The sequence below is a fragment of the Shinella oryzae genome, from assembly GCF_023038235.1.
GTDB lineage: Bacteria > Pseudomonadota > Alphaproteobacteria > Rhizobiales > Rhizobiaceae > Shinella > Shinella sumterensis.
Genome location: NZ_CP081987.1, coordinates 1,538,372 through 1,560,485, shown reverse-complemented (window position 1 = coordinate 1,560,485; position 22,114 = coordinate 1,538,372). Strand labels below are relative to the sequence as shown.

28 protein-coding genes are annotated in these 22,114 nt (G+C 64.6%); 4 read left to right on the top strand and 24 right to left on the bottom strand.

Annotated features, from left to right (window positions below):
- Positions 1-55: 55 nt before the first annotated feature.
- The 7 genes from K6301_RS07800 to K6301_RS07770 all read right to left on the bottom strand — a co-directional run bounded on the left by K6301_RS07800 (position 56) and on the right by K6301_RS07770 (position 6,567).
- Complete coding sequence (locus tag K6301_RS07800) at positions 56-1,261, bottom strand: multidrug effflux MFS transporter (RefSeq protein WP_247220541.1); 1,206 nt, start codon at positions 1,259-1,261, stop codon at positions 56-58.
- 124 nt (positions 1,262-1,385) lie between these two features.
- Positions 1,386-1,721: a Grx4 family monothiol glutaredoxin gene (grxD, locus tag K6301_RS07795; RefSeq protein WP_160872462.1), complete on the bottom strand. Its 336-nt coding sequence runs from the start codon at positions 1,719-1,721 to the stop codon at positions 1,386-1,388.
- A 118-nt stretch (positions 1,722-1,839) separates the two neighbouring features.
- Positions 1,840-2,250, bottom strand: a complete 411-nt coding sequence (locus K6301_RS07790; RefSeq protein ID WP_247220327.1) for a hypothetical protein — start codon at positions 2,248-2,250, stop codon at positions 1,840-1,842.
- Between the two features lie 39 nt (positions 2,251-2,289).
- Entirely contained in the window at positions 2,290-2,553 is a 264-nt protein-coding gene (locus K6301_RS07785; protein WP_247220326.1) for a hypothetical protein, read from the bottom strand.
- A 4-nt stretch (positions 2,554-2,557) separates the two neighbouring features.
- Positions 2,558-2,791, bottom strand: a complete 234-nt coding sequence (locus K6301_RS07780; RefSeq protein WP_117366205.1) for a BolA/IbaG family iron-sulfur metabolism protein — start codon at positions 2,789-2,791, stop codon at positions 2,558-2,560.
- A 16-nt stretch (positions 2,792-2,807) separates the two neighbouring features.
- Positions 2,808-5,045, bottom strand: coding sequence for a phosphoribosylformylglycinamidine synthase subunit PurL (gene purL, locus K6301_RS07775; protein ID WP_247220325.1), 2,238 nt, complete (start codon positions 5,043-5,045; stop codon positions 2,808-2,810).
- A gap of 103 nt (positions 5,046-5,148) precedes the next feature.
- Positions 5,149-6,567 (bottom strand): aminotransferase-like domain-containing protein, encoded by a 1,419-nt coding sequence (locus tag K6301_RS07770; protein ID WP_247220324.1) that lies wholly within the window; start codon positions 6,565-6,567, stop codon positions 5,149-5,151.
- A 94-nt stretch (positions 6,568-6,661) separates the two neighbouring features.
- Here K6301_RS07770 and K6301_RS07765 point away from each other — a divergent pair, with 94 nt between their 5' ends.
- Positions 6,662-6,877: a DUF1127 domain-containing protein gene (locus tag K6301_RS07765; protein WP_247220323.1), complete on the top strand. Its 216-nt coding sequence runs from the start codon at positions 6,662-6,664 to the stop codon at positions 6,875-6,877.
- Positions 6,878-6,880: 3 nt separating this feature from the next.
- On the opposite strand, the gene K6301_RS07760 is transcribed toward K6301_RS07765, so the two are convergent.
- Genes K6301_RS07760 through purC form a run of 5 tightly spaced genes read right to left on the bottom strand, consistent with a single transcriptional unit; the run spans position 6,881 to position 9,300 of the window.
- A complete protein-coding gene (locus K6301_RS07760) occupies positions 6,881-7,273 on the bottom strand; it encodes a hypothetical protein (RefSeq protein WP_247220322.1) in 393 nt (130 codons plus the stop codon).
- A gap of 47 nt (positions 7,274-7,320) precedes the next feature.
- Positions 7,321-7,992, bottom strand: a complete 672-nt coding sequence (purQ, locus tag K6301_RS07755; protein ID WP_134650799.1) for a phosphoribosylformylglycinamidine synthase subunit PurQ — start codon at positions 7,990-7,992, stop codon at positions 7,321-7,323.
- On the bottom strand, positions 7,989-8,246 hold the full coding sequence (locus tag K6301_RS07750) for a hypothetical protein (RefSeq protein ID WP_241599069.1): 258 nt from the start codon (positions 8,244-8,246) through the stop codon (positions 7,989-7,991). The genes purQ and K6301_RS07750 overlap by 4 nt, the downstream gene beginning before the upstream one ends.
- Before the next feature lie 19 nt (positions 8,247-8,265).
- A complete protein-coding gene (gene purS, locus K6301_RS07745) occupies positions 8,266-8,508 on the bottom strand; it encodes a phosphoribosylformylglycinamidine synthase subunit PurS (RefSeq protein WP_160872458.1) in 243 nt (80 codons plus the stop codon).
- A gap of 27 nt (positions 8,509-8,535) precedes the next feature.
- Positions 8,536-9,300: a phosphoribosylaminoimidazolesuccinocarboxamide synthase gene (purC, locus tag K6301_RS07740; protein WP_134650796.1), complete on the bottom strand. Its 765-nt coding sequence runs from the start codon at positions 9,298-9,300 to the stop codon at positions 8,536-8,538.
- Positions 9,301-9,527: 227 nt separating this feature from the next.
- Between purC and K6301_RS07735 the strand changes: the two genes are divergently transcribed.
- Positions 9,528-9,848 (top strand): DUF1476 domain-containing protein, encoded by a 321-nt coding sequence (locus K6301_RS07735; RefSeq protein WP_247220321.1) that lies wholly within the window; start codon positions 9,528-9,530, stop codon positions 9,846-9,848.
- A gap of 141 nt (positions 9,849-9,989) precedes the next feature.
- Here K6301_RS07735 and K6301_RS07730 read toward each other — a convergent pair whose 3' ends face one another.
- From K6301_RS07730 to K6301_RS07700, 7 genes are all read right to left on the bottom strand, one after another.
- A complete protein-coding gene (locus tag K6301_RS07730; RefSeq protein WP_247220320.1) occupies positions 9,990-10,544 on the bottom strand; it encodes an RBBP9/YdeN family alpha/beta hydrolase in 555 nt (184 codons plus the stop codon).
- Between the two features lie 91 nt (positions 10,545-10,635).
- Positions 10,636-11,943 (bottom strand): adenylosuccinate lyase, encoded by a 1,308-nt coding sequence (gene purB, locus K6301_RS07725; RefSeq protein ID WP_247220318.1) that lies wholly within the window; start codon positions 11,941-11,943, stop codon positions 10,636-10,638.
- Positions 11,944-12,007: 64 nt separating this feature from the next.
- The gene (locus K6301_RS07720) at positions 12,008-12,550 is read right to left on the bottom strand and encodes a hypothetical protein (protein WP_247220316.1); all 543 of its coding nucleotides are present in this window, start codon (positions 12,548-12,550) and stop codon (positions 12,008-12,010) included.
- Between the two features lies 1 nt (position 12,551).
- The gene (locus K6301_RS07715) at positions 12,552-13,286 is read right to left on the bottom strand and encodes a DUF2259 domain-containing protein (protein WP_247220314.1); all 735 of its coding nucleotides are present in this window, start codon (positions 13,284-13,286) and stop codon (positions 12,552-12,554) included.
- On the bottom strand, positions 13,283-13,960 hold the full coding sequence (gene rpe, locus K6301_RS07710) for a ribulose-phosphate 3-epimerase (protein WP_247220312.1): 678 nt from the start codon (positions 13,958-13,960) through the stop codon (positions 13,283-13,285). The genes K6301_RS07715 and rpe overlap by 4 nt, the downstream gene beginning before the upstream one ends.
- A 78-nt stretch (positions 13,961-14,038) precedes the next feature.
- Positions 14,039-15,040 carry a P1 family peptidase gene (locus K6301_RS07705; protein WP_247220310.1) on the bottom strand — a complete coding sequence of 334 codons (1,002 nt, stop codon included), beginning with the start codon at positions 15,038-15,040 and terminating at the stop codon, positions 14,039-14,041.
- Positions 15,041-16,117 (bottom strand): ABC transporter substrate-binding protein, encoded by a 1,077-nt coding sequence (locus K6301_RS07700; protein ID WP_247220308.1) that lies wholly within the window; start codon positions 16,115-16,117, stop codon positions 15,041-15,043.
- Between the two features lie 173 nt (positions 16,118-16,290).
- Here K6301_RS07700 and K6301_RS07695 point away from each other — a divergent pair, with 173 nt between their 5' ends.
- Complete coding sequence (locus K6301_RS07695; RefSeq protein ID WP_425475388.1) at positions 16,291-16,785, top strand: flavin reductase family protein; 495 nt, start codon at positions 16,291-16,293, stop codon at positions 16,783-16,785.
- 28 nt (positions 16,786-16,813) lie between these two features.
- On the top strand, positions 16,814-17,131 hold the full coding sequence (locus tag K6301_RS07690) for a TfoX/Sxy family protein (protein ID WP_247220307.1): 318 nt from the start codon (positions 16,814-16,816) through the stop codon (positions 17,129-17,131).
- On the opposite strand, the gene K6301_RS07685 is transcribed toward K6301_RS07690, so the two are convergent.
- The 5 genes from K6301_RS07685 to K6301_RS07665 all read right to left on the bottom strand — a co-directional run bounded on the left by K6301_RS07685 (position 17,104) and on the right by K6301_RS07665 (position 22,008).
- Entirely contained in the window at positions 17,104-17,541 is a 438-nt protein-coding gene (locus K6301_RS07685; protein ID WP_247220305.1) for an NUDIX domain-containing protein, read from the bottom strand. The two genes, K6301_RS07690 and K6301_RS07685, sit on opposite strands and share 28 nt — an antisense overlap.
- A gap of 53 nt (positions 17,542-17,594) precedes the next feature.
- Positions 17,595-19,091, bottom strand: coding sequence for a DEAD/DEAH box helicase (locus tag K6301_RS07680; RefSeq protein ID WP_247220303.1), 1,497 nt, complete (start codon positions 19,089-19,091; stop codon positions 17,595-17,597).
- A gap of 193 nt (positions 19,092-19,284) precedes the next feature.
- Positions 19,285-20,559: a M23 family metallopeptidase gene (locus K6301_RS07675; RefSeq protein ID WP_247220301.1), complete on the bottom strand. Its 1,275-nt coding sequence runs from the start codon at positions 20,557-20,559 to the stop codon at positions 19,285-19,287.
- A 131-nt stretch (positions 20,560-20,690) separates the two neighbouring features.
- Positions 20,691-21,518 carry a ferritin-like domain-containing protein gene (locus tag K6301_RS07670; RefSeq protein WP_247220299.1) on the bottom strand — a complete coding sequence of 276 codons (828 nt, stop codon included), beginning with the start codon at positions 21,516-21,518 and terminating at the stop codon, positions 20,691-20,693.
- 22 nt (positions 21,519-21,540) lie between these two features.
- Positions 21,541-22,008: a peroxiredoxin gene (locus K6301_RS07665; protein ID WP_247220297.1), complete on the bottom strand. Its 468-nt coding sequence runs from the start codon at positions 22,006-22,008 to the stop codon at positions 21,541-21,543.
- Positions 22,009-22,114: the final 106 nt, after the last annotated feature.

Here is a 22,114-nt window from a genome sequence, read left to right as displayed (position 1 = left end):
GCCCGGTCGCTTTCGCGGCCGGGCCTTTCCTTGTCAGATGATCTCGCTCTCGCCGTCACGTCGCCTTGTTGTGCGGCTGGAAGAGCTTGCCGTGTTCGGCGATCAGCACGAAGATCAGGCCGATAACGGAGAGCGAGAAGAAGCCCAGCACGAGCGGCAGGGCGGTTCCGTTGAACGACTGGCCGATGACGGCGCCCACCACGGTGCCGCCGGCCGTGCCCATGAAGCCGAGCACGGACGACGCGGTGCCGGCGACATGGCCGAGCGGTTCCATTGCCAGCGAATTGAAGTTCGAGGCGATCCAGCCGAACTGGAACATCGCGAGCGCGAACAGCACGAGGAACAGGGCGAAGGGCAGGTGCGTCGGCCAGAGCAGCGTCAGGACCAGCCAAAGCGCGTTCACGCCGAGGAAGCCGAGGAGCGCGCCGTGCGACAGGCGGCGCATGCCGAAGCGACCGACGAGCCGGGCATTGACGAAGGACGACAGCGCCATGAAGGCCGCGACCGCCGCGAAGGCGACCGGGAACCACACACCGAGCCCGTAGATGCCAACATAGATCTGCTGCGCGGAGTTGATGAAGCCGAAGAGCGCCCCAAAGATGAAGGTGCTCGCCAGGGTGTAACAGAGCGCCACACGGTCGGTGAGGACGATGCGGAAGCCCTGAAGGACCGAGCGCACCGTGAAGGGACGCACATCGTCCTCATGCAGCGTTTCCGGCAGGCGGAAATACATCCAAGCCCAGACCGCCGCGGCCATCACGGCCATGAAGACGAAGATCAGGTGCCAGTCGCCGAAGACCATCACCACCTGGCCGATGCCGGGCGCCATGACGGGAACGACCATGAACACCATCATGATCAGCGACATGACCTCCGCCATCGCGCGGCCGCCGAAGATATCGCGCACGATGGACACGGTGATGACGCGCATGGCCGCCGAGCCGATGCCCTGAACGAAGCGCAGCACGAGAAGGGCGGTGAAGCTCGGAACGAGGATCGCGGCAAGCGACGACACGACATAGATCCCTAGGCCCACGAACATGGGAATGCGCCGGCCGAACCGGTCGGAGACCGGGCCGTACAGCAACTGCGCGAAGGCGAAGCCGATCAGGTAGGCCGAGATGACATATTGCCTGTGGTTCTCGCTCTCGACGCCGAGGCTGGCGCCGATCTCCTGGAGACCCGGCAGCATGATGTCGATGGCGAGCGCGTTCAGCGCCATCAGCAGGGCCATGAGCGCGATGAATTCTATCTTGCCCATGCCTTTCAGGCGCTGGGCGGCTTCGGGGGAAAGTCCGGACATATCAATTCATTCCAAAAATGAGAGAAGGCGCCGCTGGGTTGCGGCGCCTTTGCAATATCGGCAGTCTGAAGACCGCATATCGTCAGGCAGCACCCTTGATCGCAATACCCTGTTCCTGAAGGTGGGACTGCAATTCGCCCGCCTGGAACATTTCGCGCACGATGTCGCAACCGCCGAGGAATTCGCCCTTCACATAGAGCTGGGGAATGGTCGGCCAGTTGGAATAGTCCTTGATGCCCTGGCGGATATCGGCATCCGCGAGCACGTTGATCGCCTTGTAGTCCACACCGACATAATCCAGCACCTGGACGACCTGGCCGGAGAACCCACACTGCGGGAATTCCGGTGTGCCCTTCATGAAGAGCACGACGTCGTTGGTCTTGACTTCGTTGTCGATGAAATCGTGGATGCCGCTCATTTCCATATTCCCTAGCAAATCGGCTTCAAGGGCCGATGGGATGAACCATTCGCCCTAGATAACAACCTCGTGTGACAATTGCCAGAAGTCCGCGTGCAAAAAATGCACGCCGTGTTTTTCAGGCGGCCGCGCCACCGCGGCGATAATAGCCGACCAGCCAGTAGATGAGGCCGCCTGCCAGGCCGCCGGCAAGAACCATGACAGCGAGGGCGTCGCTCAGCAGCGAGCGGTCGATGAACACCAGCGAGAACGGGCCGTCTATGCCGCCGGCAATCACGAAGAACAGCCAGGCCCTCACCTGGAGAACGCGCGCGAGGACGACCGTGACGATGAAGCCGGGAAGTGCGCAGCCGAAGGTGTAGGCGAGGCCGACGACGAAAATCTCAAACAGGCCGTCGCTCGCGCCCGACCAGAAGTAAAGCAGCACGATCACCACCGTCGTCGCGGTCAGGACGGCGGCGATATAACCGAGGGCGACGAAAAGGATGCCGGGTTGCCCGCTTGTGGCCGAGCTGTTGTCTGCGGTCACGTTCCGAGGTCCCTCTTTGCGGAGCGGCGCAAGCCGCGCCTAGCGGCTGCGCTGGCTGCTGCGGCTGGCGGCCGTGCGACGCCGGCTCACCTGCTTGCGCGGCCGCTTGGCCGGCTTCTTCGCGGGCTTCAGGGCTGCTTCGATGATATCGCCGAGCAGCCCGCCGGAGGCCTTCTTGCGCGTCGTGGTCTTGCGGCGCGTACGCTTGGTCGTCGTTGTTTTGCGCACGCCGGCCTTCTTCAGCACCTCCTTGAGGGCTGCATCGACCACGCCGCTGACGAGTTCGTTGAGAAGGCCAGCCATGGCGTCAATCCGGAATGGAGGTCTGGAGGGCGAGGGCGTGCAGCACGCCGCCCATATTGCCCTTCAGCGCGTCATAGACCATCTGGTGCTGCTGCACGCGGGTCTTGCCGCGGAAGGCTTCCGCGACGACCTCGGCAGCGTAATGGTCGCCGTCGCCGGCAAGATCGCGGATGACCACCTTCGCTCCCGGAATGCCGGATTTGATGAGGTCTTCGATATCGCCCGGTGACATGGCCATGAAACTGCTCCCTTATTTATTCCGCGGCGGCAGCGGCGGTGCCGTTGCCATCCATGAAGTCAGGGAACCACGATTCATGGGTGTTGCGCAATTGCTCAATCGACAGCGACAACAGGCCGTCCACGGCAAGCGCGTCGCCGCCCACGGTGCCCAGGCGGCGGAACGGCACGCCTGCGCCTTCCGCGCTGGCGCAGATGAAGTTCGCGAGGTCGGCGGGAACCGCGATCACGTAGCGGGCCTGGTCTTCGCCGAACAGAACGGCATGCGCCGGGCCATTGGCATCCGACAGGTCCACCATGACGCCCTTGCCGGAGGCCATGACCATTTCGGCGAGCGCGATGGCAAGGCCGCCCGAGGAAATGTCGTGGCAGGCGGTGACCTGGCCGTTGCGGATGGCCGAGCGCACGAAGTCGCCGTTGCGGCGTTCGGCATGCAGGTCCACTTCCGGGGCGGGGCCGTCGATCTTGCCGACGACGTCGCGCAGATAGACGGACTGGCCGAGATGGCCGCCGTCCGTGCCGATGAGGATCAGCTGGTCGCCGTCCTTTGCGCCGCCGATCTTGGCCATGACCGACCAGTCGGGCAGCAGGCCGACGCCGGCAATGGTGGGGGTGGGCAGGATCGCGATGCCGTTCGTCTCGTTGTAGAGCGAGACGTTGCCGGAGACGATCGGGAAGTCGAGTGCGCGGCAGGCCTCGCCGATGCCTTCGATGGCCTTGACGAACTGGCCCATGATTTCCGGCTTTTCGGGATTGCCGAAGTTCAGGTTGTCGGTTGAGGCAAGCGGTTCGGCGCCGGTCGCCGTGATATTCCGCCAGCATTCGGCCACGGCCTGCTTGCCGCCTTCGAACGGATCGGCCTCGACATAGCGCGGGGTGACGTCGGAGGAGAAGGCGAGCGCCTTGCTGGCATGGCCTTCGACGCGTACGACGCCGGCGTCGCCGCCGGGGATCTGCAGGGAATTGCCCTGGATGAGCGTGTCATACTGCTCGTAGACCCAGCGGCGGCTCGACTGGTTCGGCGAGCCGACCAGCTTCAGCACGGCGTCGCCGTAGTTTTCCGGTTCAGCCACCAGATTTGCCGGCAGCGGTGCGGGCTTGCCGGGTTCGCGCCACGGGCGATCATATTCCGGGGCCTGGTCGCCGAGGTCCTTGATCGGCAGGTTCGCCACTTCCTCGCCCTGGTGCAGGATGCGGAAGCGCAGGTCGTCGGTGGTGTAGCCGACGATGGCGAAGGCCAGACCCCACTTGACGAAGATCGCCTTGGCGACCTCTTCCTTGGCGGGTTCCAGAACCATGAGCATGCGCTCCTGGCTTTCCGACAGCATCATCTCGTAGGCGGTCATCTGCTCTTCGCGGACCGGAACCAGATCGAGGTTCAGTTCGATGCCCAAGTCGCCCTTGGCACCCATTTCCACGGCCGAGCAGGTGAGGCCGGCCGCACCCATGTCCTGGATGGCGATGACGGCGCCGGTCTGCATCAGCTCGAGGCAGGCTTCCAGCAGGCACTTTTCGGTGAAGGGGTCGCCGACCTGCACGGTCGGGCGCTTCTCTTCGATCGTCTCGTCGAATTCGGCGGATGCCATGGTCGCGCCGCCCACGCCGTCACGACCGGTTTTTGCGCCGAGGTAGACGACCGGCAGGCCGACGCCCTTGGCTTCCGAAAGGAAGATGGCGTTGGACTTGGCAAGGCCGGCGGCGAAGGCGTTGACGAGGATGTTGCCGTTGTAGCGCGGATCGAACTCGACCTCGCCGCCGACGGTCGGCACGCCGAAGGAATTGCCGTATCCGCCCACGCCGGCGACGACACCGGAAACGAGGTGGCGGGTCTTCGGATGGTCCGGCTCGCCGAAGCGCAGCGCGTTCATGGCGGCAATGGGCCGCGCGCCCATGGTGAAGACATCGCGCAGGATACCGCCGACGCCGGTTGCCGCGCCCTGATAGGGCTCGATATAGGACGGGTGGTTATGGCTCTCCATCTTGAAGACGACGCAGTCGCCGTCATCGATGTCGACGACGCCGGCATTCTCGCCGGGGCCCTGGAGGACGCGCGGACCCTTGGTCGGCAGCGTGCGCAGCCAACGCTTGGAGGATTTATACGAGCAATGCTCGTTCCACATGGCCGAGAAGATGCCGAGCTCGGTGAAGGTGGGTTCGCGGCCGATCAGCGAAAGGATGCGGTCGTATTCGTCCGGCTTCAGCCCGTGGGCGGCAATCAGCTCCGGTGTGATCGGGCGGGTGTTCGAAATGGTCATCGTCGCTCGTCTTGTCGTGGAGGGCAGGATTGGGGTCTCTTTACCCCAAGCCGCCGTGCAGCGCGACAGGAAAATGACCGGGAATCACAGGCGGACACGGCTTTCAGGCCGGGCTGTCGTAACCGCTCGGCCCCGACGTGATGAGCCTGCGCAGCCTTGTGAGGCCGGCAACCACATCCTGCCGGTTTGCCGGCGATGAAATGCCGATCCGCACCCGGTGGAAGGTCTTTTCAGAACGGCCCGCCTTGAATTCGTCCTCGTCGTCGATGAGCACGTCCTCGGCGAAGGCAGCCTGCCGGAAGGTGCCCGAAAGCCAGGGGTCGGGCAACTTGAGCCAGACGAAGGGCACGCGCGGATGCGAATTGAACTCGAGGCCGGCGAAGATTTCGCGGACCAGCGCCTCGCGCGCCATCACCTCGTCAGAAACCCGCGCCCGGATGGCTTCCGCCGTGCCTGATAGCACCAGCCGCGCGGCAAGCTCAGCGAGCAGGAACGGCAGGCCGCCGCTCACCATCTTGTGGGCGATGCGCACGCGTTGGGCAAGGTGCGGCGGGCAGGCGATCCATCCGCCACGCACGCCTGCCGCGACGCTCTTGGAAAGCCCGCCAACGAGGAAGGTGCGGTCCGGCGCCAGCTCCGCGATGAGCGGCAGGCCGTTCTCCGTCGATCCGCCGTAGAGATTGTCCTCCACGAGGAAGACATTGTGCCGCTTGGCGATGGCGGCAATCGCGCGCCGCCGTTCTTCCGGCATGGTGGCGAGCGTCGGGTTCTGGGCCGACGACATGAGAAAGGCGAGCTTGGGGTGCTGCTGGACGCAGACCCGCTCGAAGTCGTCAGGGAGCACGCCGTCGGCATCGGAATCCACCAGCACGCTCTGGCGGCCGATCAGCGCCGTGCCGCGGCTGACCTGTGAATAGGTGACATGTTCGAAAACGATGCGGTCGCCCGGCGCGGTGATGACCGAAACGGCGGCGATGACAGCGGCGTGGGCGCCGAGCGTGGGAACGATGCTGTCATGGCCGGGCTGCCAGTCGCCGTGCTTCAGCCAGCGGCGCCCCGCCTCCAGCCAGTCGGCCGGAAAGCTGCGCGTATAGCTCGCGATCTCGCTCGGCTGCTCACGGCAGATCGCTGCGACGATATCCGTGATGGCCGAGGACTGGCCGACATTGGTGGCTGCCGTCGTGTCGAAGCGCAGTTTGCCGGGTGGTGCGCTCGACGCCCGGGTGCCGATCAGGCGGGCGCTGACGGTATCGACCGCGGCGGCGCTGTCGTTGTCGCCCGAGCCCAGCACATAGGTCCCGCGTCCAACCTCGCCGCTGACCAGACCGCGCTCGCGCACCATCGCGTAAGCGCGGCTGACGGTGCCGATGGTGACGCCGATGTCATAGGCGAGATTGCGTTGCGGCGGCAGCTTGCTGCCGGCGGGAAGCGCGCCGATGCCGATCGCCTGCTCGATCTGGTCGGCAATGCGGACATAGAGCGGGCCGTCCGTGGCCTGAAGATTGGGGAGCCAATTTGTCATGGTGCCAATTCATATGTTGCACCGTCTATGGAGTCAATTATTTCCTGAATGCACCAATTGTCACACGTCTTGTGACAAGTTCAGGAGAATTATGATGACAATCGATGCAATTGGTTCCCAAGCCCTTCGGGCGCCGGTCCTTCCGGTGCGCTCGTTCTTGCAGCGGACGGTGCGTGTCTACCGGATTTGGGTCATGAAGCGCCGCACGCGCTATGCGCTCCTCGATCTCACCGACTCGCAGCTCGAGGATATCGGCATCTCCCGCAGCGCGGCGCGGCGGGAGGTCGCGAAATCGTTCTACTGGGACTGAGGCTCAGCAGCCCTTGCCGCCGGCCGCCCAGCGCCTGACGTCGGTTGCGATGCGGGCGCCGACCGGCTCGCTCATCAGCGGACCGAAGGCGTCGAGCTTGGCGGGATTGCCTTCAGCCTGCACGACGAGCAGCGGGCGCGATTCCGGCGAATTGCGGTGCACGACAAGAATGCGCGGCCGGCCGGAGAAGGAATTCAGCTCGGGCGCAAGGCGATAGGCCTTGAAGGCCGGATCACCCGACTTGAACCAGCACGCATTGGCGCCGAGCGCAACGCGCTCCATCGTCGGCAGGGCTGCGCCGTTCGGCTTCGGCGCCGGCGTCTTCGTCTGGCAGCCGGCCAGAGCCGCGGCGAGAGCGAGCGGCAGGATGAGCTTGACGGACGGAAGGGGGCGCATGGAAAGCCTTTCGGAAGCGAACATGCGCCCTTGATAACAAGGACCGGTTAAGCAGCGATTACGTCGAGCACCGATGCGAAGAGGCCGCGGCCATCCGAGCCGCCATGGGCGGCCTCGATGAGGTTTTCCGGATGCGGCATCAGGCCGAGCACGTTGCCCTTGGCGTTCATCACGCCGGCAATGTCGTTGATCGAGCCGTTCGGATTGGTGCCGTCTGCATAGCGGAAGACGACCTGGCCGTTGCCTTCGATGGCGGCGAGCGTCTCGGCATCGGCGAAATAGTTGCCGTCGTGGTGGGCGACGGGGCAGCGGATGATCTGGCCCTTGTCATAGGCGCGGGTGAAATCCGTATCGGCGTTCACCACTTCCAGCTTCACCTCGCGGCAGACGAATTTCAGCGAGGCATTGCGCATCAGCGCGCCCGGCAGAAGGCCCGCTTCGAGCAGGATCTGGAAGCCGTTGCAGACGCCGAGAACCTTCACGCCGGCCTCGGCCTTCGCCTTGATCGCCTGCATGACGGGCATGCGCGCGGCAATGGCACCGCAGCGCAGGTAATCACCATAGGAGAAGCCGCCGGGGATGACGATCAGGTCGACATCCGGCAGGTCCGTTTCGGTCTGCCAGACGGTGACGGGCGCGACGCCCGAAATCTTGGTCAACGCCGCGATCATGTCGCGGTCACGGTTGAGGCCGGGGAGCTGGACGACGGCGGACTTCATGGGTGTGGTTCAAACCTTGCCTGGGCCTCGGCGAGTTCACGCAATTCGAGGCGGTTTTCGATACGGTCGAGACGTGTCAACACCTGAGCCATGCTGCTGTGTAGGTTGTTGACGTCCCCTTGCATGACATGCATGTGATTTCGCAGGCTCACGATATCCTGCCGCATATCCCGCTGTCCGTCCTTAAGTGTGGTAAGGTCAGACTGGATACGCTTCATGAGCTCGAACATTAACTCCTGCGAAATATCCGTCATTGCTTCGTCCCTTCAACCGTCAGGCGAGGGCGATAGTATAGTTCTCGATTACCGTGTTGGCCAGCAGCTTCTCGCACATGGCCTTGAGATCGGCCTCAGCCTTGGCGCGGTCGGCGGTCTCAAGCTCGAGGTCGAAGACCTTGCCCTGACGGACCTGGCCGACGCCGTCGAAACCGAGGCTGCCGAGGGCGCCTTCGATCGCCTTGCCCTGCGGGTCGAGAACACCGTTCTTCAGCGTAACCGTTACGCGTGCCTTGATCATGTCTATCGTTCCATCCTTGGGAGCGTGTTATTTCACCAGAACGGGGCCGGTGCCGCGCACGGGCTCGTTCTCATTGATGACGCCGAGGCGGCGGGCCACTTCCTGGTAGGCTTCCAGAAGTCCGCCCATGTCGCGGCGAAAACGGTCCTTGTCCATCTTTTCCTGGGTCGCGATGTCCCAGAGACGGCAGCTGTCCGGCGAGATCTCGTCGGCGATGATGATGCGCATCATGTCGCCTTCGTAGAGACGGCCGCATTCGATCTTGAAATCGACGAGCTGGATGCCGACGCCGAGGAAGAGGCCGGACAGGAAGTCGTTGACGCGGATGGCGAGCGCCATGATATCGTCGAGTTCCTGGGGGCTCGCCCAGCCGAAGGCCGTGATGTGTTCCTCGGAGACCATCGGGTCCTCGAGCGCATCGGCCTTGAAGTAGAATTCGATGATCGAGCGGGGAAGGACGGTGCCTTCCTCGATGCCGAGGCGCTTCGACAGCGAGCCGGCGGCCACGTTGCGCACGACCACTTCGAGCGGGATGATCTCGACTTCCTTGATCAGCTGCTCGCGCATGTTGAGGCGGCGGATGAAATGGGTCGGAATGCCCATCTTGTTCAGCTGCGTGAAGAGATACTCGCAGATCCGGTTGTTCAGCACGCCCTTGCCGTCGATGACGTCATGCTTCTTCTTGTTGAAGGCGGTGGCGTCGTCCTTGAAAAACTGGATCAGCGTGCCCGGCTCGGGACCCTCATAAAGAATCTTGCCCTTGCCCTCGTAGATACGGCGGCGACGGTTCATGGTTTTTATCTCGGTTGTTGGCGCTCTTGGGCTGCGCGGGTGTCGTTCGTTTGCGCTCCCATAAACGAAATGCCGCAGTTTAACAATCGGCGTTCCGCCCGATCCCCCGATTTCCGGCGTTTCGGTGAAGTTACAGCGGGACAAAAGTTCGCATTGCACTTTTCCCGGCGTTTTGATTTATGGGCTTGGAAGCCCAAACGGGGCAAAAGAATCGACGGGAGTAATCTATGGCCAGCATCAACGATCGGGAAAAGGCCTTCGAAGCCAAGTTTGCGCTTGATGAGGAGCTTCGCTTCAAGGCAGAGGCGCGTCGCAACAAGCTGCTCGGCCTCTGGGCTGCCGGCCTGCTGGGCAAGAGCGGTGACGATGCCGACGCCTATGCCAAGGAGGTCGTTGCCGCCGACTTCGAAGAGGCCGGCCACGAGGATGTCGTGCGCAAGGTCAAGGCCGACTTCGACGCAGCCGGCGTGGCGCGCACCGAAGACGAGATCCGCCTGCAGATGGTCGAGCTTCTCGCCGTCGCCGTGTCCCAGATCGAAGCCGGCTGATCGATTGGCTGCAAACAATATTTGAAAGCCGCCGTGCCTCGCCCGGCGGCTTTTTGCTGTCTAGCTGACGGGGTGCCGGGAAGCGTTGTGAATGTCACGGGCGCGGCGGATTTCTAGGGATTTCCGCTCAGTCACGACTTGCTAAGCTTTCAGCTTGCTGAGGAACTGCGCGAATACCATCGTACCTTCCGGCCACGGGCCGTGACCGGACTGTGCGTTGATGTGTCCTGCTTCGCCAGCATCAAGGATCAGCGATCCCCAGGCGGCGGCGATGTCGTCGGCATGTTCATAGGTGCCGAAGGGATCGTTTCGGCTTGCCACGACGATAGAGGGAAACGGCAGCGGGTCGCGCGGGTAGGGGCCGAACGTCATGAAGTGTTTGGGGCGGATATCGGGACTGGCGACATCCGGCGGCGCGACGAAGAAGGCGCCTGCCACCTTGTTGTTGAAATGCGGCGCGGCATGGATGGCTGCGGTCACGCCGAGCGAATGGCCGACGAGCACGACGGGTTTCGTCGCGGCTGCGACCTCTTCCACGACGCGCTGAACCCAATCCTCACGCACCGGCTTCGCCCACTCCGCCTGTTCGATACGCCGCGCCGTCGAGAGCTTCTGCTCCCAGCGGCTCTGCCAGTGGTCCGGGCCCGAATTCGTGTAGCCGGGAATGATGAGGATGTCTGCTTCCGAAACTTTCATGGGCGCGGATGTGCTATCGGTGCGTGCGGAATTCAAGGGGGGCGGCGATGACGCGTCCTGCGTCATCGCTTTTTCGTACCTGTCGGGACGATCAGACCGTGCCGAAGACGCGACGGAAGATCGTGTCGACGTGCTTGGTGTGATAGCCGAGATCGAACTTTTCGCGGATCTCTTCCTCGGAAAGCGCTGCACGCACCTCCGCGTCGGCCAGAAGCTCCTCGAGGAAGTCCTTGCCCTGTTCCCAGACCTTCATGGCGTTGCGCTGCACGAGGCGATAGGCGTCCTCGCGCGAGGTTCCGGCTTGCGTAAGGGCAAGCAGGACGCGCTGCGAATGAACAAGGCCGCGGAACTTGTTGAGATTCTTGAGCATGTTGTCCGGATAGATCACCAGCTTCTCGATGACGCCGGCCAGACGGTTCAGCGCGAAGTCGAGGGTGATGGTGGTGTCGGGGCCGATGCCGCGCTCGACGCTGGAATGCGAGATATCGCGCTCGTGCCACAGCGCGACGTTCTCCATGGCCGGCGTCACGGCCATGCGCACGAGGCGGGCCAGACCCGTGAGGTTTTCCGTGAGAACCGGGTTGCGCTTGTGCGGCATGGCGGAGGAACCCTTCTGGCCGGGCGAGAAGAACTCTTCGGCTTCCAGGACTTCCGTGCGCTGCATGTGGCGGATTTCGATCGCGACGTTCTCGATGGAGGACGCGATGACGCCCAGCGTCGCGAAGAACATGGCATGGCGGTCGCGCGGAATGACCTGCGTGGAGACCGGCTCCGGCACCAGGCCGAGCTTTTCGCAGACGTGCTCCTCGACACGCGGATCGATATTGGCGAAGGTGCCGACGGCGCCGGAGATCGCGCCGGTCGCGATTTCCGCGCGGGCGGCCACGAGACGGGCGCGGTTGCGGTCCATTTCGGCATAGAAGCGGGCGAGCGTCAGGCCCATCGTGGTGGGTTCGGCGTGGATGCCATGGCTGCGGCCGATGCGGATCGTGTCCTTGTGCTCGAAGGCGCGGGCCTTCAGCGCCGCCAGAACGCGGTCCATGTCGGCCAGCAGGATATCGGCAGCGCGCACGAGCTGGATGTTGAAGGTGGTGTCCAGCACGTCGGAGGAGGTCATGCCCTGATGCACGAAGCGGCTGTCGGGACCGACGAATTCGGCAAGGTGCGTCAGGAACGCGATGACGTCATGCTTGGTGACGGCCTCGATCTCGTCGATGCGGGCGACGTCGAATTCGGCCTTGCCACCCTTTTCCCAGATCGTTTCGGCGGCCGACTTCGGGATGACGCCGAGGTCTGCCAGCGCATCGCAGGCATAGGCTTCGATCTCGAACCAGATGCGGAACTTCGTTTCGGGCGACCAGATGGCGACCATGTCCGGTCGGGAATAGCGAGGGATCATCGGCTCTAGACTTTCCTTGGGAAGGTGGGAATTGCCGCCGCTTTAGCAAAGATGGGCGGCAAGCTCAACGCATGGCGGTCGACATGGCGCGGGCAAGCCACAGACTGGCGCCGGCAAGCACCGGCAGCCCGACCGGAAGATAGAGCCCGAGGCCCATGACGAGGAACTGGTAGATCGCGCCCGCCGTGGTGAATGCGAACTGGAAGGCCCAGATGACCGTGCCGAAGGGTTCGTGCCACTGGGCATAGAACAGGCGGTAGTCCAGCGCGAAGACAAATGCCGTAACCGCGACGGTCCCCACGCTCAGCACGGCGAAATGCGCCGCAAAGCGCACCTCTGCCCCGCGCCGGCGCGACAGGAAGCGCGCCATCGGCAGCACGATCGGCCAGGCGGCGGTACCGCCGGCGAAATAGATGAGAAGAAGCCGGCGCAGGTGAAAGGACGGCAGCCGGTCGTGCATGACGAGCGAGACGTAGGCGCATGCCGCCATCGCGATGCCCCAGCACAGCGCCCCGCCGAGACAGAGAGCCGGCGATGGAAAAACCGGCGGCAACGAATGGTCCGGCGCCGCATCCTTCAAGCCCGTCACGGATGCCGTCTGCTTCATGTCATGGCCGGAAGGGCACGGCGATCCACCGGCCGTTGTCGCCCTCGAAACCGACGCTGCGCACCAGCACCAGCGCCACATGCACCCGCTCGCCGTTCGGCACCGGGAAGGTCAGCGCCCCGGAGAGCTGGTAGGTGAGCGGGCAGTTGCGGCTGTCGGGAACCTGCCCGTCCTCGTAGACCGTGCGGTCCGTCGGCTTGCCGTCATCCTGCACGAGACGCAGGCGGAAGCCCTTGCCGCCGTGGGGCGTCACGTCACGGCATTTTTCCGGCAGCGGCAGCGCGATCTCGTCGAGCGCAAGGGCATAGCTTCCGCCTGGCATGGGCTCGATGGCGAAGGGGTAGTATTCGATGCGGCTGCGGTCCACGCCGAGCTGGCCCATCGGGTTGAACGCGGCGAGCACGCCGGGATTGTCGAGAAGCCCATTCTTCCCGATCATCGGCGCGGCCTTGGCCATTGCATCCGCCCGCGCTTTGGAAAGCCCGGCCTGTTCGTCATCGATGCGCACGCGCACCGGCGTGCCGGGCAGATAGGCGTCCTTTTCCGTGTCGATGAAATAGATCGTGGAATAGGGAAAGCCCGAGCCGTCCTGAACGCCGAATTCCTCGAAGGCATAGACCTTGCCGTCGGGCGAGAAGCCGATGGACTGGAACGTGGAAAAGTCCCCGGCCACGGCGCCCATCGCCGTCATGAGACAGGCGGCAAGCGCCGTCACGGCGTTGCGCAGGATCCTCAAGCGCGGGCTCCCTCCGCATTGGCGCGCAGCGTCTCGATGGTTTTGCGATAGGCGTCGATGTTGCCGCCGCCGAAGATGGCCGAGCCCGCGACGAAGACATTCGCGCCGGCCGCCGCGGGAATGGCGATCGTGTCGACCGCGATGCCGCCGTCCACCTGGATGTCGATCGGCCGGTCGCCGACCATCTTGCGCACGCGGCGCAGCTTCTCCTGCATCGCCGGAATGAACTTCTGGCCGCCGAAGCCGGGATTGACCGTCATGACGAGGATGAGGTCGATCTTGTCCAGGAGGTAATCGAGCACGCTTTCGGAGGTCGCTGGGTTGATCGATACGCCGGCGCGCTTGCCGAGCGCACGGATCGCCTGCAGCGAGCGGTCGAGATGCGGCCCGGCCTCGGCATGCACGGTGATGCTGTCGCAGCCGGCCTTGGCGAAGGCTTCGAGATACGGGTCGGCCGGCGAGATCATCAGGTGGCAGTCGAAGAACGCGTCGGTGTGCGGGCGCAGCGCCTTGATGACATCGGGGCCGAAGGAGATGTTCGGCACGAAATGCCCGTCCATGATGTCGAGATGGACCCAGTCGGCGCCGGCGGCGACGACGTCGCGCACTTCCTGGCCGAGCCTGGCGTAGTCGGCGGCGAGAATGGAGGGCGCGATCCGGATGGGAAGGGTCATGTCAGGCTCCTCGGAACAGGATGGGGCAGGATATGGGCGTGGCCATATCATTCCCGGCAGGGGGGAACAACGGGCGAATTAGCCCGTCGCCCAGCTCGGCATGATGTCGCCCGCCATCGGCTTGGCGTCGTGCACGCCGCGCGCGATGGCGCGGGCCATGGTCGAGGCGGCGGACGCGCCCAGCTCGACGAAATCCTCCGGTGCCGGTGTGCGCCCGCTGCGGCCGGTGGCGAGCGCGAAGACAAGGTCGCCGTCGAAGGGCGTATGCGCCGGCCACAGCGCGCGGGCAAAGCCGTCATGGGCGGCGATCGCCAGACGCTTCGCTTCCGCCTTGGTCAGGACGGCGTCGGTGGCGATGACGGCGATGGTGGTGTTTTCCGTGGCGGTCGGGCTGCGCGACATTTTCGTGCGCGGCAGCCGCGCTTCGGGGGGCAGGGGTGCGGGCAGGCCGAGCCCGCCGAATTCGCCGTCCTCCTCGAAGGGCGCTGCCCAGAAATGCCTGCTATCGCCGATCGTCGCGGACCCGAGCGCGTTGACCGCGACAAGCGCTCCGACCGTAAAACCGCTATCGAGCACGCTGGATGCGGAGCCGAGCCCGCCCTTGAAGGTGGCGGTGAGCGCCCCGGTCCCGGCGCCGGTGCTGCCGGTCTCGAAATCCTCCGCCGCGGCGGCGAGCGCCGTATAGCCCAGTTCGCGATAGGGCGGGTAGCGGCCCCAGTCCTTGTCGCCGCCGTTCATGAGATCGAACAGGATGGCGGCCGGCACGATGGGAATGCGGTGCGGACCGACGGCAAAGCCGCGGCCGGCCTCCCGCAACCCGGCCTGCACGCCGGACGCGGCATCGAGCCCGAAGGCGGAGCCGCCGGAAAGCACCACGGCATCGACCGTCTGCACCGTGTTGTGCGGTTCGAGAAGGTCCGTCTCGCGCGTGCCGGGCGCACCACCCAGCACCTGGACGGCCGCGATTGCCGGCGCCTCGCAGAGCACGACCGTCACGCCGGAGCGCAGCGCATGGTCCGTCGCATTGCCAACCCTGAGGCCCGCGACATCCGTGATGCGGTTCTTCGGGCCGGGGCGCATTTATTCGCCTTCCTTCTCGGCATCGGCCGGCGCGAAGGCGCCGTCGCGCCACACCAGCAGGCGATAGGGATTGTCCCGCAGCTCGTGGTCGCTGCCGAAGGCGACAGGGCCGAGAGCGGTCGCGAAGCTGCCGGTCGTGAGTTTTTCGATGAGGTCGCCGCTTTCGGCCGCGGCCGCAGCCACCACGCTTACGGCGGCATGGGCCGGCAGCACATAACCTTCCGCCACGATGCCCTCGGCCTGCATGGCAGCGGCTACGGGCCTTCCCTCACGCAAAGCCTGGTAATCGGGCAGGGCGATCGCCTGCACACTGTCCGTCATCGGAACGGCCGGGTCGGCGCCCAGGAGCGCTTCGCCGCCCAGCAGAATGAGCGAGACCTTCTCGGCCTTCGCGTCGCGGGCGATCACCGCGACATCGGTCCGGTCGCCGCCGACGAAGACATGCGTGACGCCCGTTTTGGCAAGCCGACGCACCAGCGTCAGCTGCTGTTCCTGGGCGGGGCGGAACGTATCGACGAAGGTGGCCTTCATGCCGATCTCTTCCAGCTGGAGACGCACGGCCTCCACCAGTTCGCGCGCATGGATCGTGCCGTCGTCGATGAGGGCGAAGGGTTCCGATTTCCAGTCGCGCGTGATGACCTCGACGGCCTTTTCCGCTTCCGCCTTCGGGCCGGGCGCCAGCCGGAAGAGCGGCCACTTCTTCTTCAGCGCGTCTTCCATGAGAATGCCGGAGCGCACGGAGAGCGTGATGGCCGGGATCTGCGCCTCGGCAAGCGCCGGCAGGGCGGCGGCAAGCCCCTCCGTGCAGAGGAAGCCGATGGCGGCGCGCGCATCCGCAGCGATGATCTGCCCGGCGATGCCTTCGCCATCGGTCTCGTCGCAGGCCTCCGCGATCTCCACCACGGTGTCGCCATTGGCTGCGGCGGCAAAGCGGGCACCATCGCGCACCTGCTGGCCGAGGATGGCGAGCGGGCCTTCCGTGGGGGCCACGACGGCGAAGGTCAGGCCGGCCGCAAGGGCAGGCGAGGCGACAGCGCCGATGGTGGCAAACAGGCTGGCAAGGACGGCGCTCTTCATCTTCAACCCATGGATCGCGATCGTTTCCTTTGTACGGATCGGGCTTCGGGCGTCAAAGGGAAAAGTCCCGAACCCGGCCATTGTCCTGAAAGAGACAGGAAAATTCGGCGTTCGGGGGTTACATTTGCGTTCATTTTCGCCATGTATCTCCAGTGTCAAAGGAGAATGCCGTGTTGGACAGATCGACGCTGGATCCGTCGCTTTATCGCGATGCCATGAGCCGTTATGCCGGCCATGTTCAGATCGTCACGACCGCGCATGACGGCGAACGACGCGGCGTCACGATCACCGCCGCCTGCTCGGTCTCCGACAGCCCGGCCATGGTGCTTGCCTGCATCAACGCCTCGAATTCCAAGAACGCGATCTTCGAGAAGAGCGGCCATTTCGCGCTGAACGCGCTCGCTGCGGACCAGATCCATCTCGCCAACGCCTTTTCCGGCCGTGACCCTGCGATGACACCGCAAGAGCGTTTCGCCCTTGGCGACTGGCAGGAGCTTGCTACGGGTGCTCCTGTGCTGAAGAATGCGCTGGCGGCCTTCGATTGCCGGCTTGTCGAACTCACGGTCATGGCGACCCATATGGTGCTGATCGGCGAGGTCATGGGCGTTTCCTTCGGCGAACACCGCCCGGCGCTCATCTACATGGACCGGGGTTACCACACGCTGTAGGCGCGGCGGACAGAAACAGGAGCGGAACTTGGATCGCGACGGGATTGAAGAGATGTTCCAGGCGCTCGGGCCGGTGACGATCCGGCGCATGTTCGGCGGCAAGGGCATCTACCATCAGGGCCGCATCCTGGCGCTCGATTTCCGCGATGAGATCCTGCTCAAGGCCGATTCGGTCAGCGCGCCCGATTTCGAGGCGGCAGGGTGCCGGCAATGGACCTATGAGGGCAAGAAGGGCACGCCGGTGAAGATGCCCTACTGGTCGGTGCCGGAAGCGGCCTTCGACGATCCCGACGAAATGGCGATCTGGGTGCGGCGCGCCTACGAGGCGGCGTTGCGCGCCGGCTGACGCCGAATGAGCGCGTCCACCGCATCCGCGGCAAAGCGCGAAAGCGGGCTCGGCAGGTCATCGAGTGCGAACCAGCCGAATTCCGGCAGCTTTTCCGGCTCCATGACATCAGGCTCACCGGAAAAATCGTCGGTCACATAAATGAGCGACAGCCAGTGCTGGCGCTCCTGCGTGATGATCTGCTCGGAGATGCAGAGAAAGTCGATGGTGTGCGTCACGATGCCGGATTCTTCCTCCGCCTCGCGGCGGGCGGCATCAATGGCGCGTTCCATGTGGTCGACCTTGCCGCCCACGATGTTCCAGCACCTGGCCTCCGGCGCCTTGACGCGCCGATAGAGCAGCAGCTTGCCGTCACGCAAAACAGCCAGGCCGCAACCGAGGCCTGGCACGTCTATTCCAGGAGTTGACATTCAGGAATTCCAGCAGGTGTGGTTTCGCGCCGCAAAGCGCAAAACCGGCGCCGTCAGGCCTTGCCGGCAATCAGCATGAAGGCCGGGACCTCGTCGCCGAAGCCGAGCGGCGTCGGGCCGTCATCGTCGTCGCGGCGGTAGCGGTTGCGGCGGTCACGGCTGTCATCATTGGCCGGGCGCGGCGCGGCGTGGTTTGCAGCGCGGGGATTGCGTGCGGGATTCTGCGGCCGTACGTCCGCCTTGCGTTCAGCTTTCACGACGTCCACCTTTTCTTCGGTCTCGATTGCCTCGACCCGGGGTTCCGGGGCACGGGCTTCACTCCTGCCACGGCCGCGCGAGCGGTCACGGTCGCGCCCGCCGCGATCGCGGCCGTTGCGCGGGCGTTCACGCTCTTCGCTTTCGGCCTGCTGCGGCAGGTCTTCGAGCGAGCCGTTCAGCCATTCGATCTTCTGATCGATCAGCTTTTCGATGGCGTCGACGAACTTGCCGTCACGCTTGGAGACGAGGGTGAAGGCGGCGCCCGAGCGGCCGGCACGGCCGGTGCGGCCGATGCGGTGGACATAGTCCTCGGCATGGATCGGGACGTCGAAGTTGAAGACGTGGCTCACATCGGGAATGTCGAGGCCGCGGGCCGCGACATCTGACGCCACGAGCAGCGTGAGCTTGTTTTCCTTGAAATTCGCCAGCATCGTCGTGCGCGACCGCTGGTCCATGTCGCCGTGCAGGGCGCCGACGGAGAAGCCGTGGCGGTCCAGCGAGCGGAAGAGGTCCGCGACATCGACCTTGCGGTTGCAGAAGATGATCGCGTTCTTGAGATCGTCCTGGGCGCGGATGAGATCGCGCAGCACGGCGCGCTTCTCGTAATCCTTGCTGTGGGTGGCGACGAAACGCTGCGTCACGGTCTTTGCCGTGGAGGACGGCGGGGCCACCTCGATGCGCTCCGGGTTCTGCAGGAAGCGGTCGGCCAGCTTCTGGATTTCCGGCGGCATGGTGGCCGAGAAGAACAGCGTCTGGCGCGTAAAGGGAATGAGCTTGGCGATGCGCTCGATATCGGGGATGAAGCCCATGTCGAGCATGCGGTCGGCCTCGTCGATGACGAGGATTTCGACGCCGGTCATCAGCAGCTTGCCGCGCTCGCAATGGTCGAGAAGACGGCCGGGCGTGCAGATCAGCACGTCGGCGCCACGCTCCAGCTTGCGGTCCTGCTCGTCGAAGGAGACCCCGCCGATGAGCAGCGCCACGTTCAGCTTGTGGTTCTTGCCGTATTTTTCGAAGTTCTCGGCAACCTGTGCCGCCAGTTCGCGGGTCGGCTCGAGGATCAGCGTGCGCGGCATGCGGGCGCGGGCACGGCCCTTTTCGAGAAGGGTCAGCATCGGCAGCACGAAGGAGGCGGTCTTGCCGGTGCCTGTCTGGGCAATGCCGAGAATGTCGCGTCGCGCAAGCGCCGGCGGGATGGCACCGGCCTGGATCGGAGTCGGGATCGTGTAGCCCGAATCGGTGACGGCGGACAGGACTTTCTGGCTCAGGCCAAGATCAGCAAAAGTGGTCAAAGGAAAAACAGTTTCCGTTCCGGTTCTCGCGAACACAATGAGTTGTAGCGGTCGATGCGCCGCTAGGATGCAGCGCACTTATGCCGAAAGTGCCGGAAAGTCAAGGAAATCAGCTTTTCTACAAAAACGGCGGGCTATTTGCTGCTGCCGGACGACAAATTTGTCATACGAAGGGGAACGGATCTGGCGTTCGTCAATCCATGTAGGTGGTCAGCTTCATGCCCGCCATGAGGAAGCGCATCGGGTCGATCGCCTTGCCGTTACGGCGCACTTCGTAGTGCAGGTGCGGGCCGGTGGAACGCCCCGTCGTGCCCGAGAGGCCGACCGGATCGGACGCCTCGACGTGATCGCCGACCTTGACGAGAACGCGGGAAAGATGGGCGTAGCGCGTGGTCAGGCCGTCGCCGTGATCGATTTCCACCATGTTGCCGTAGCCGCCGTTGCGGCCGGCGACGGTGACGGTGCCCGCACCGCTGGAATGAATCTGCGTGCCCGTGCTCGCGCGGAAATCGATGCCGGCATGCAGCGCCAGCCGGCCGAGGAACGGATCGGTGCGGTTGCCGAAGCGGCTGGTAATGTTGCTGCCCGGCGAGGGGTTGCCGAAGGGCAGCTTGCGCGCCGTGCGGCGGGCCGCGTCAAGACGGTCGAGCGCATCGTCGAGGTCGTTGATGGATTCCTCGAAGGGATTGGAAAAGGTCTCGGGCTCCACGAAGGGGCCGCCGATGGCCGTCTGCGCGCCCTCTTGAACAGCCTGATCGTCGGCGGCGGCCGTCTCGGTGACATCGAAGCCGGTGCGGCGCAGGATGGTCTGGATGGCGTCGGCGGTTTCCGATGCGCCAGCCGTCAGAGACTGGATCCGGTTCAGCTGGTCGTGTTCGAGATCCTTCAGCGACAGCGTGACGCGCGAAAAGAGGCGATCGGCCCGATCGGCGACCGATTCTCCGGTCGAAGCGTAGGCGAGTTGCGTGGTCTTCTGCGGGGCCACGTTGCCCATGATGGTGTTGATCGCGCCGACGGCGTCGGCGCGGCGGCCGTCCGTCACCGGCTTCTCTTCGGGCAGGGGCACGGTTTCGGCGCGGTTGAGCAGGGCGTCGAGCTTGCCGTGGCGTGCGGAAAGCGCCAGCTGCTGCTGCATCAGCTTCTCGACCTTCTCTTCCACCACCTGCTGGTCGAGGAGCTGGCGGCTGGTCACGCGATCGACCTGGGCGCGCAGCGCGGAGATGCGGTCTTCGTAATCGTGCTGCATGCGCGCCTGCCGCGCCATCGTGGCGCCGATGAGGTCGTCGCGCAGGACGAGATAGGAGGTGGCGGCGAGATAGCCGACGGTGAACATGCCGGCGAAACAGAATGTGACGGCCGCCATCCAGGGACGGATGGTCATGTGGCGGATCTTGTCGCCGCTCGCCAGGATAACGACATGCTGCTGCGCGCGTTTTCCGAAGACGCGGTTTTCAGGACGCTCCGCCACAGATGACCCCCAGACGTTTCAGCCACGCTACCGGCGCGTCATGTCGTGACTCGCGCTGCCGTGCTCTTGCGGGGATTACACTCTGTTAGGGTTAATAAAGCCTTTCGTGGGGCTCGTTTCGGCCGGAAATATCAGCTCTGGCTTACGGAAACGAGGGCGCGGTAGAAGGAGGGCGTCAGCCCCGCCTCCGCGCGCGCGACATCGTTGAACGGCGCCTTGAGCGGACTGCGAAAATTGGTGCGCACAAGCGCCTGGAAGGTGGCAGCCGGGTCCTTTTTCTCCCGCGCGCAAAGGAAGCGGAACCACTTCGCGCCGACGGCGACATGGCCTTTCTCGTCGTTGTAGATGATGTCGAGAATGTCGGCGCTGGCGTGGTCGCCGGTCTCGCGCATCTTCATCTGCAATGTGGGCGTCACGTCGAGGCCGCGCGCCTCCAAGATGAGCGGCACGACGGCAAGGCGCGCGGTCAGGTCGTTGCGCGTGTCGTGCGCGGCCTGCCACAGGCCGTCATGGGCGGGCAGGTCGCCGTAGTCGGCGCCGAGTTCGCGCAGGCGGTCGCGGATCAGCCCGAAATGCTTGGCCTCCTCGAAGGCCACCTGCATCCAGCCGTCGAAGAAGGAGTGCGGCACGCGCTCGGTCGTGAAGCGCGCGACGATGTCGAGGGCGAGATCGATGGCGTTGAGTTCGATATGGGCGAGCGCGTGCAGGAGCGCGATGCGGCCCTTCTCGGTGTGCAGCGAGCGCTTTTCCATGTTCCGCGGCGGCACGAGGTCCGGCTTGTCCGGCCGGCCCGGCCGCGCGGGCAGCACCGGATCGCGCGGCGAGCGTATCGAGAGCGTGCGGGCAAACCAGCGGCGCGCGGTTTCCTGCGCAAGATCCGCCTTCATGTCGAGATCGGCAGACGCGATGGCGGCGGTGGCGCCGCCGCGCAGGCTTTCGATGTGCGGGGGGTGAGTCATTCCAGGGCCTTGATCGCGTCGCTTAAAGCTTCTTGGCAGCGTCCAGAACGGCGGCGACATGGCCGGGGACCTTCACCTTGTTCCAGATCTCGGCGATCTTGCCTTCGGCGTCGATCAGAACCGTGGTGCGTTCGACACCCATATAGGCGCGGCCGTACATGCTCTTTTCCTTCCACACGCCATAGGCCTGCAAGGTCTCCAGCCCTTCGTCGGAGGCGAGCTGCACGTCGAGGCCGTGCTTCTTGACGAACGAATCATGCTTCTTGACCGGGTCGGGCGACATGCCGATCAGCGCGACGCCGGCGGCGTCGAAATCCGGCCGGGCGGCGGTAAAATCCTTCGCCTCCGTCGTGCAACCGCTCGTGTCATCCTTGGGATAGAAGAACAGCACGACGGGCTTGCCGCGAAAATCCTGCAGGGAAACGGTGCCGCCGCCATCGCGCGGCAGCGTGAAATCGGGGGCTTTCATGCCGGGGGCCAGTTCTGCCATGGGATTTCCTTTCTTTGGCCGGCTTTTTGAGTCAGGGACCGGGCTTTCCGCATATATAGTGACGGGCAGAATCGTCCAGCGCAGAGCGGACGGCACGCCACCTTTC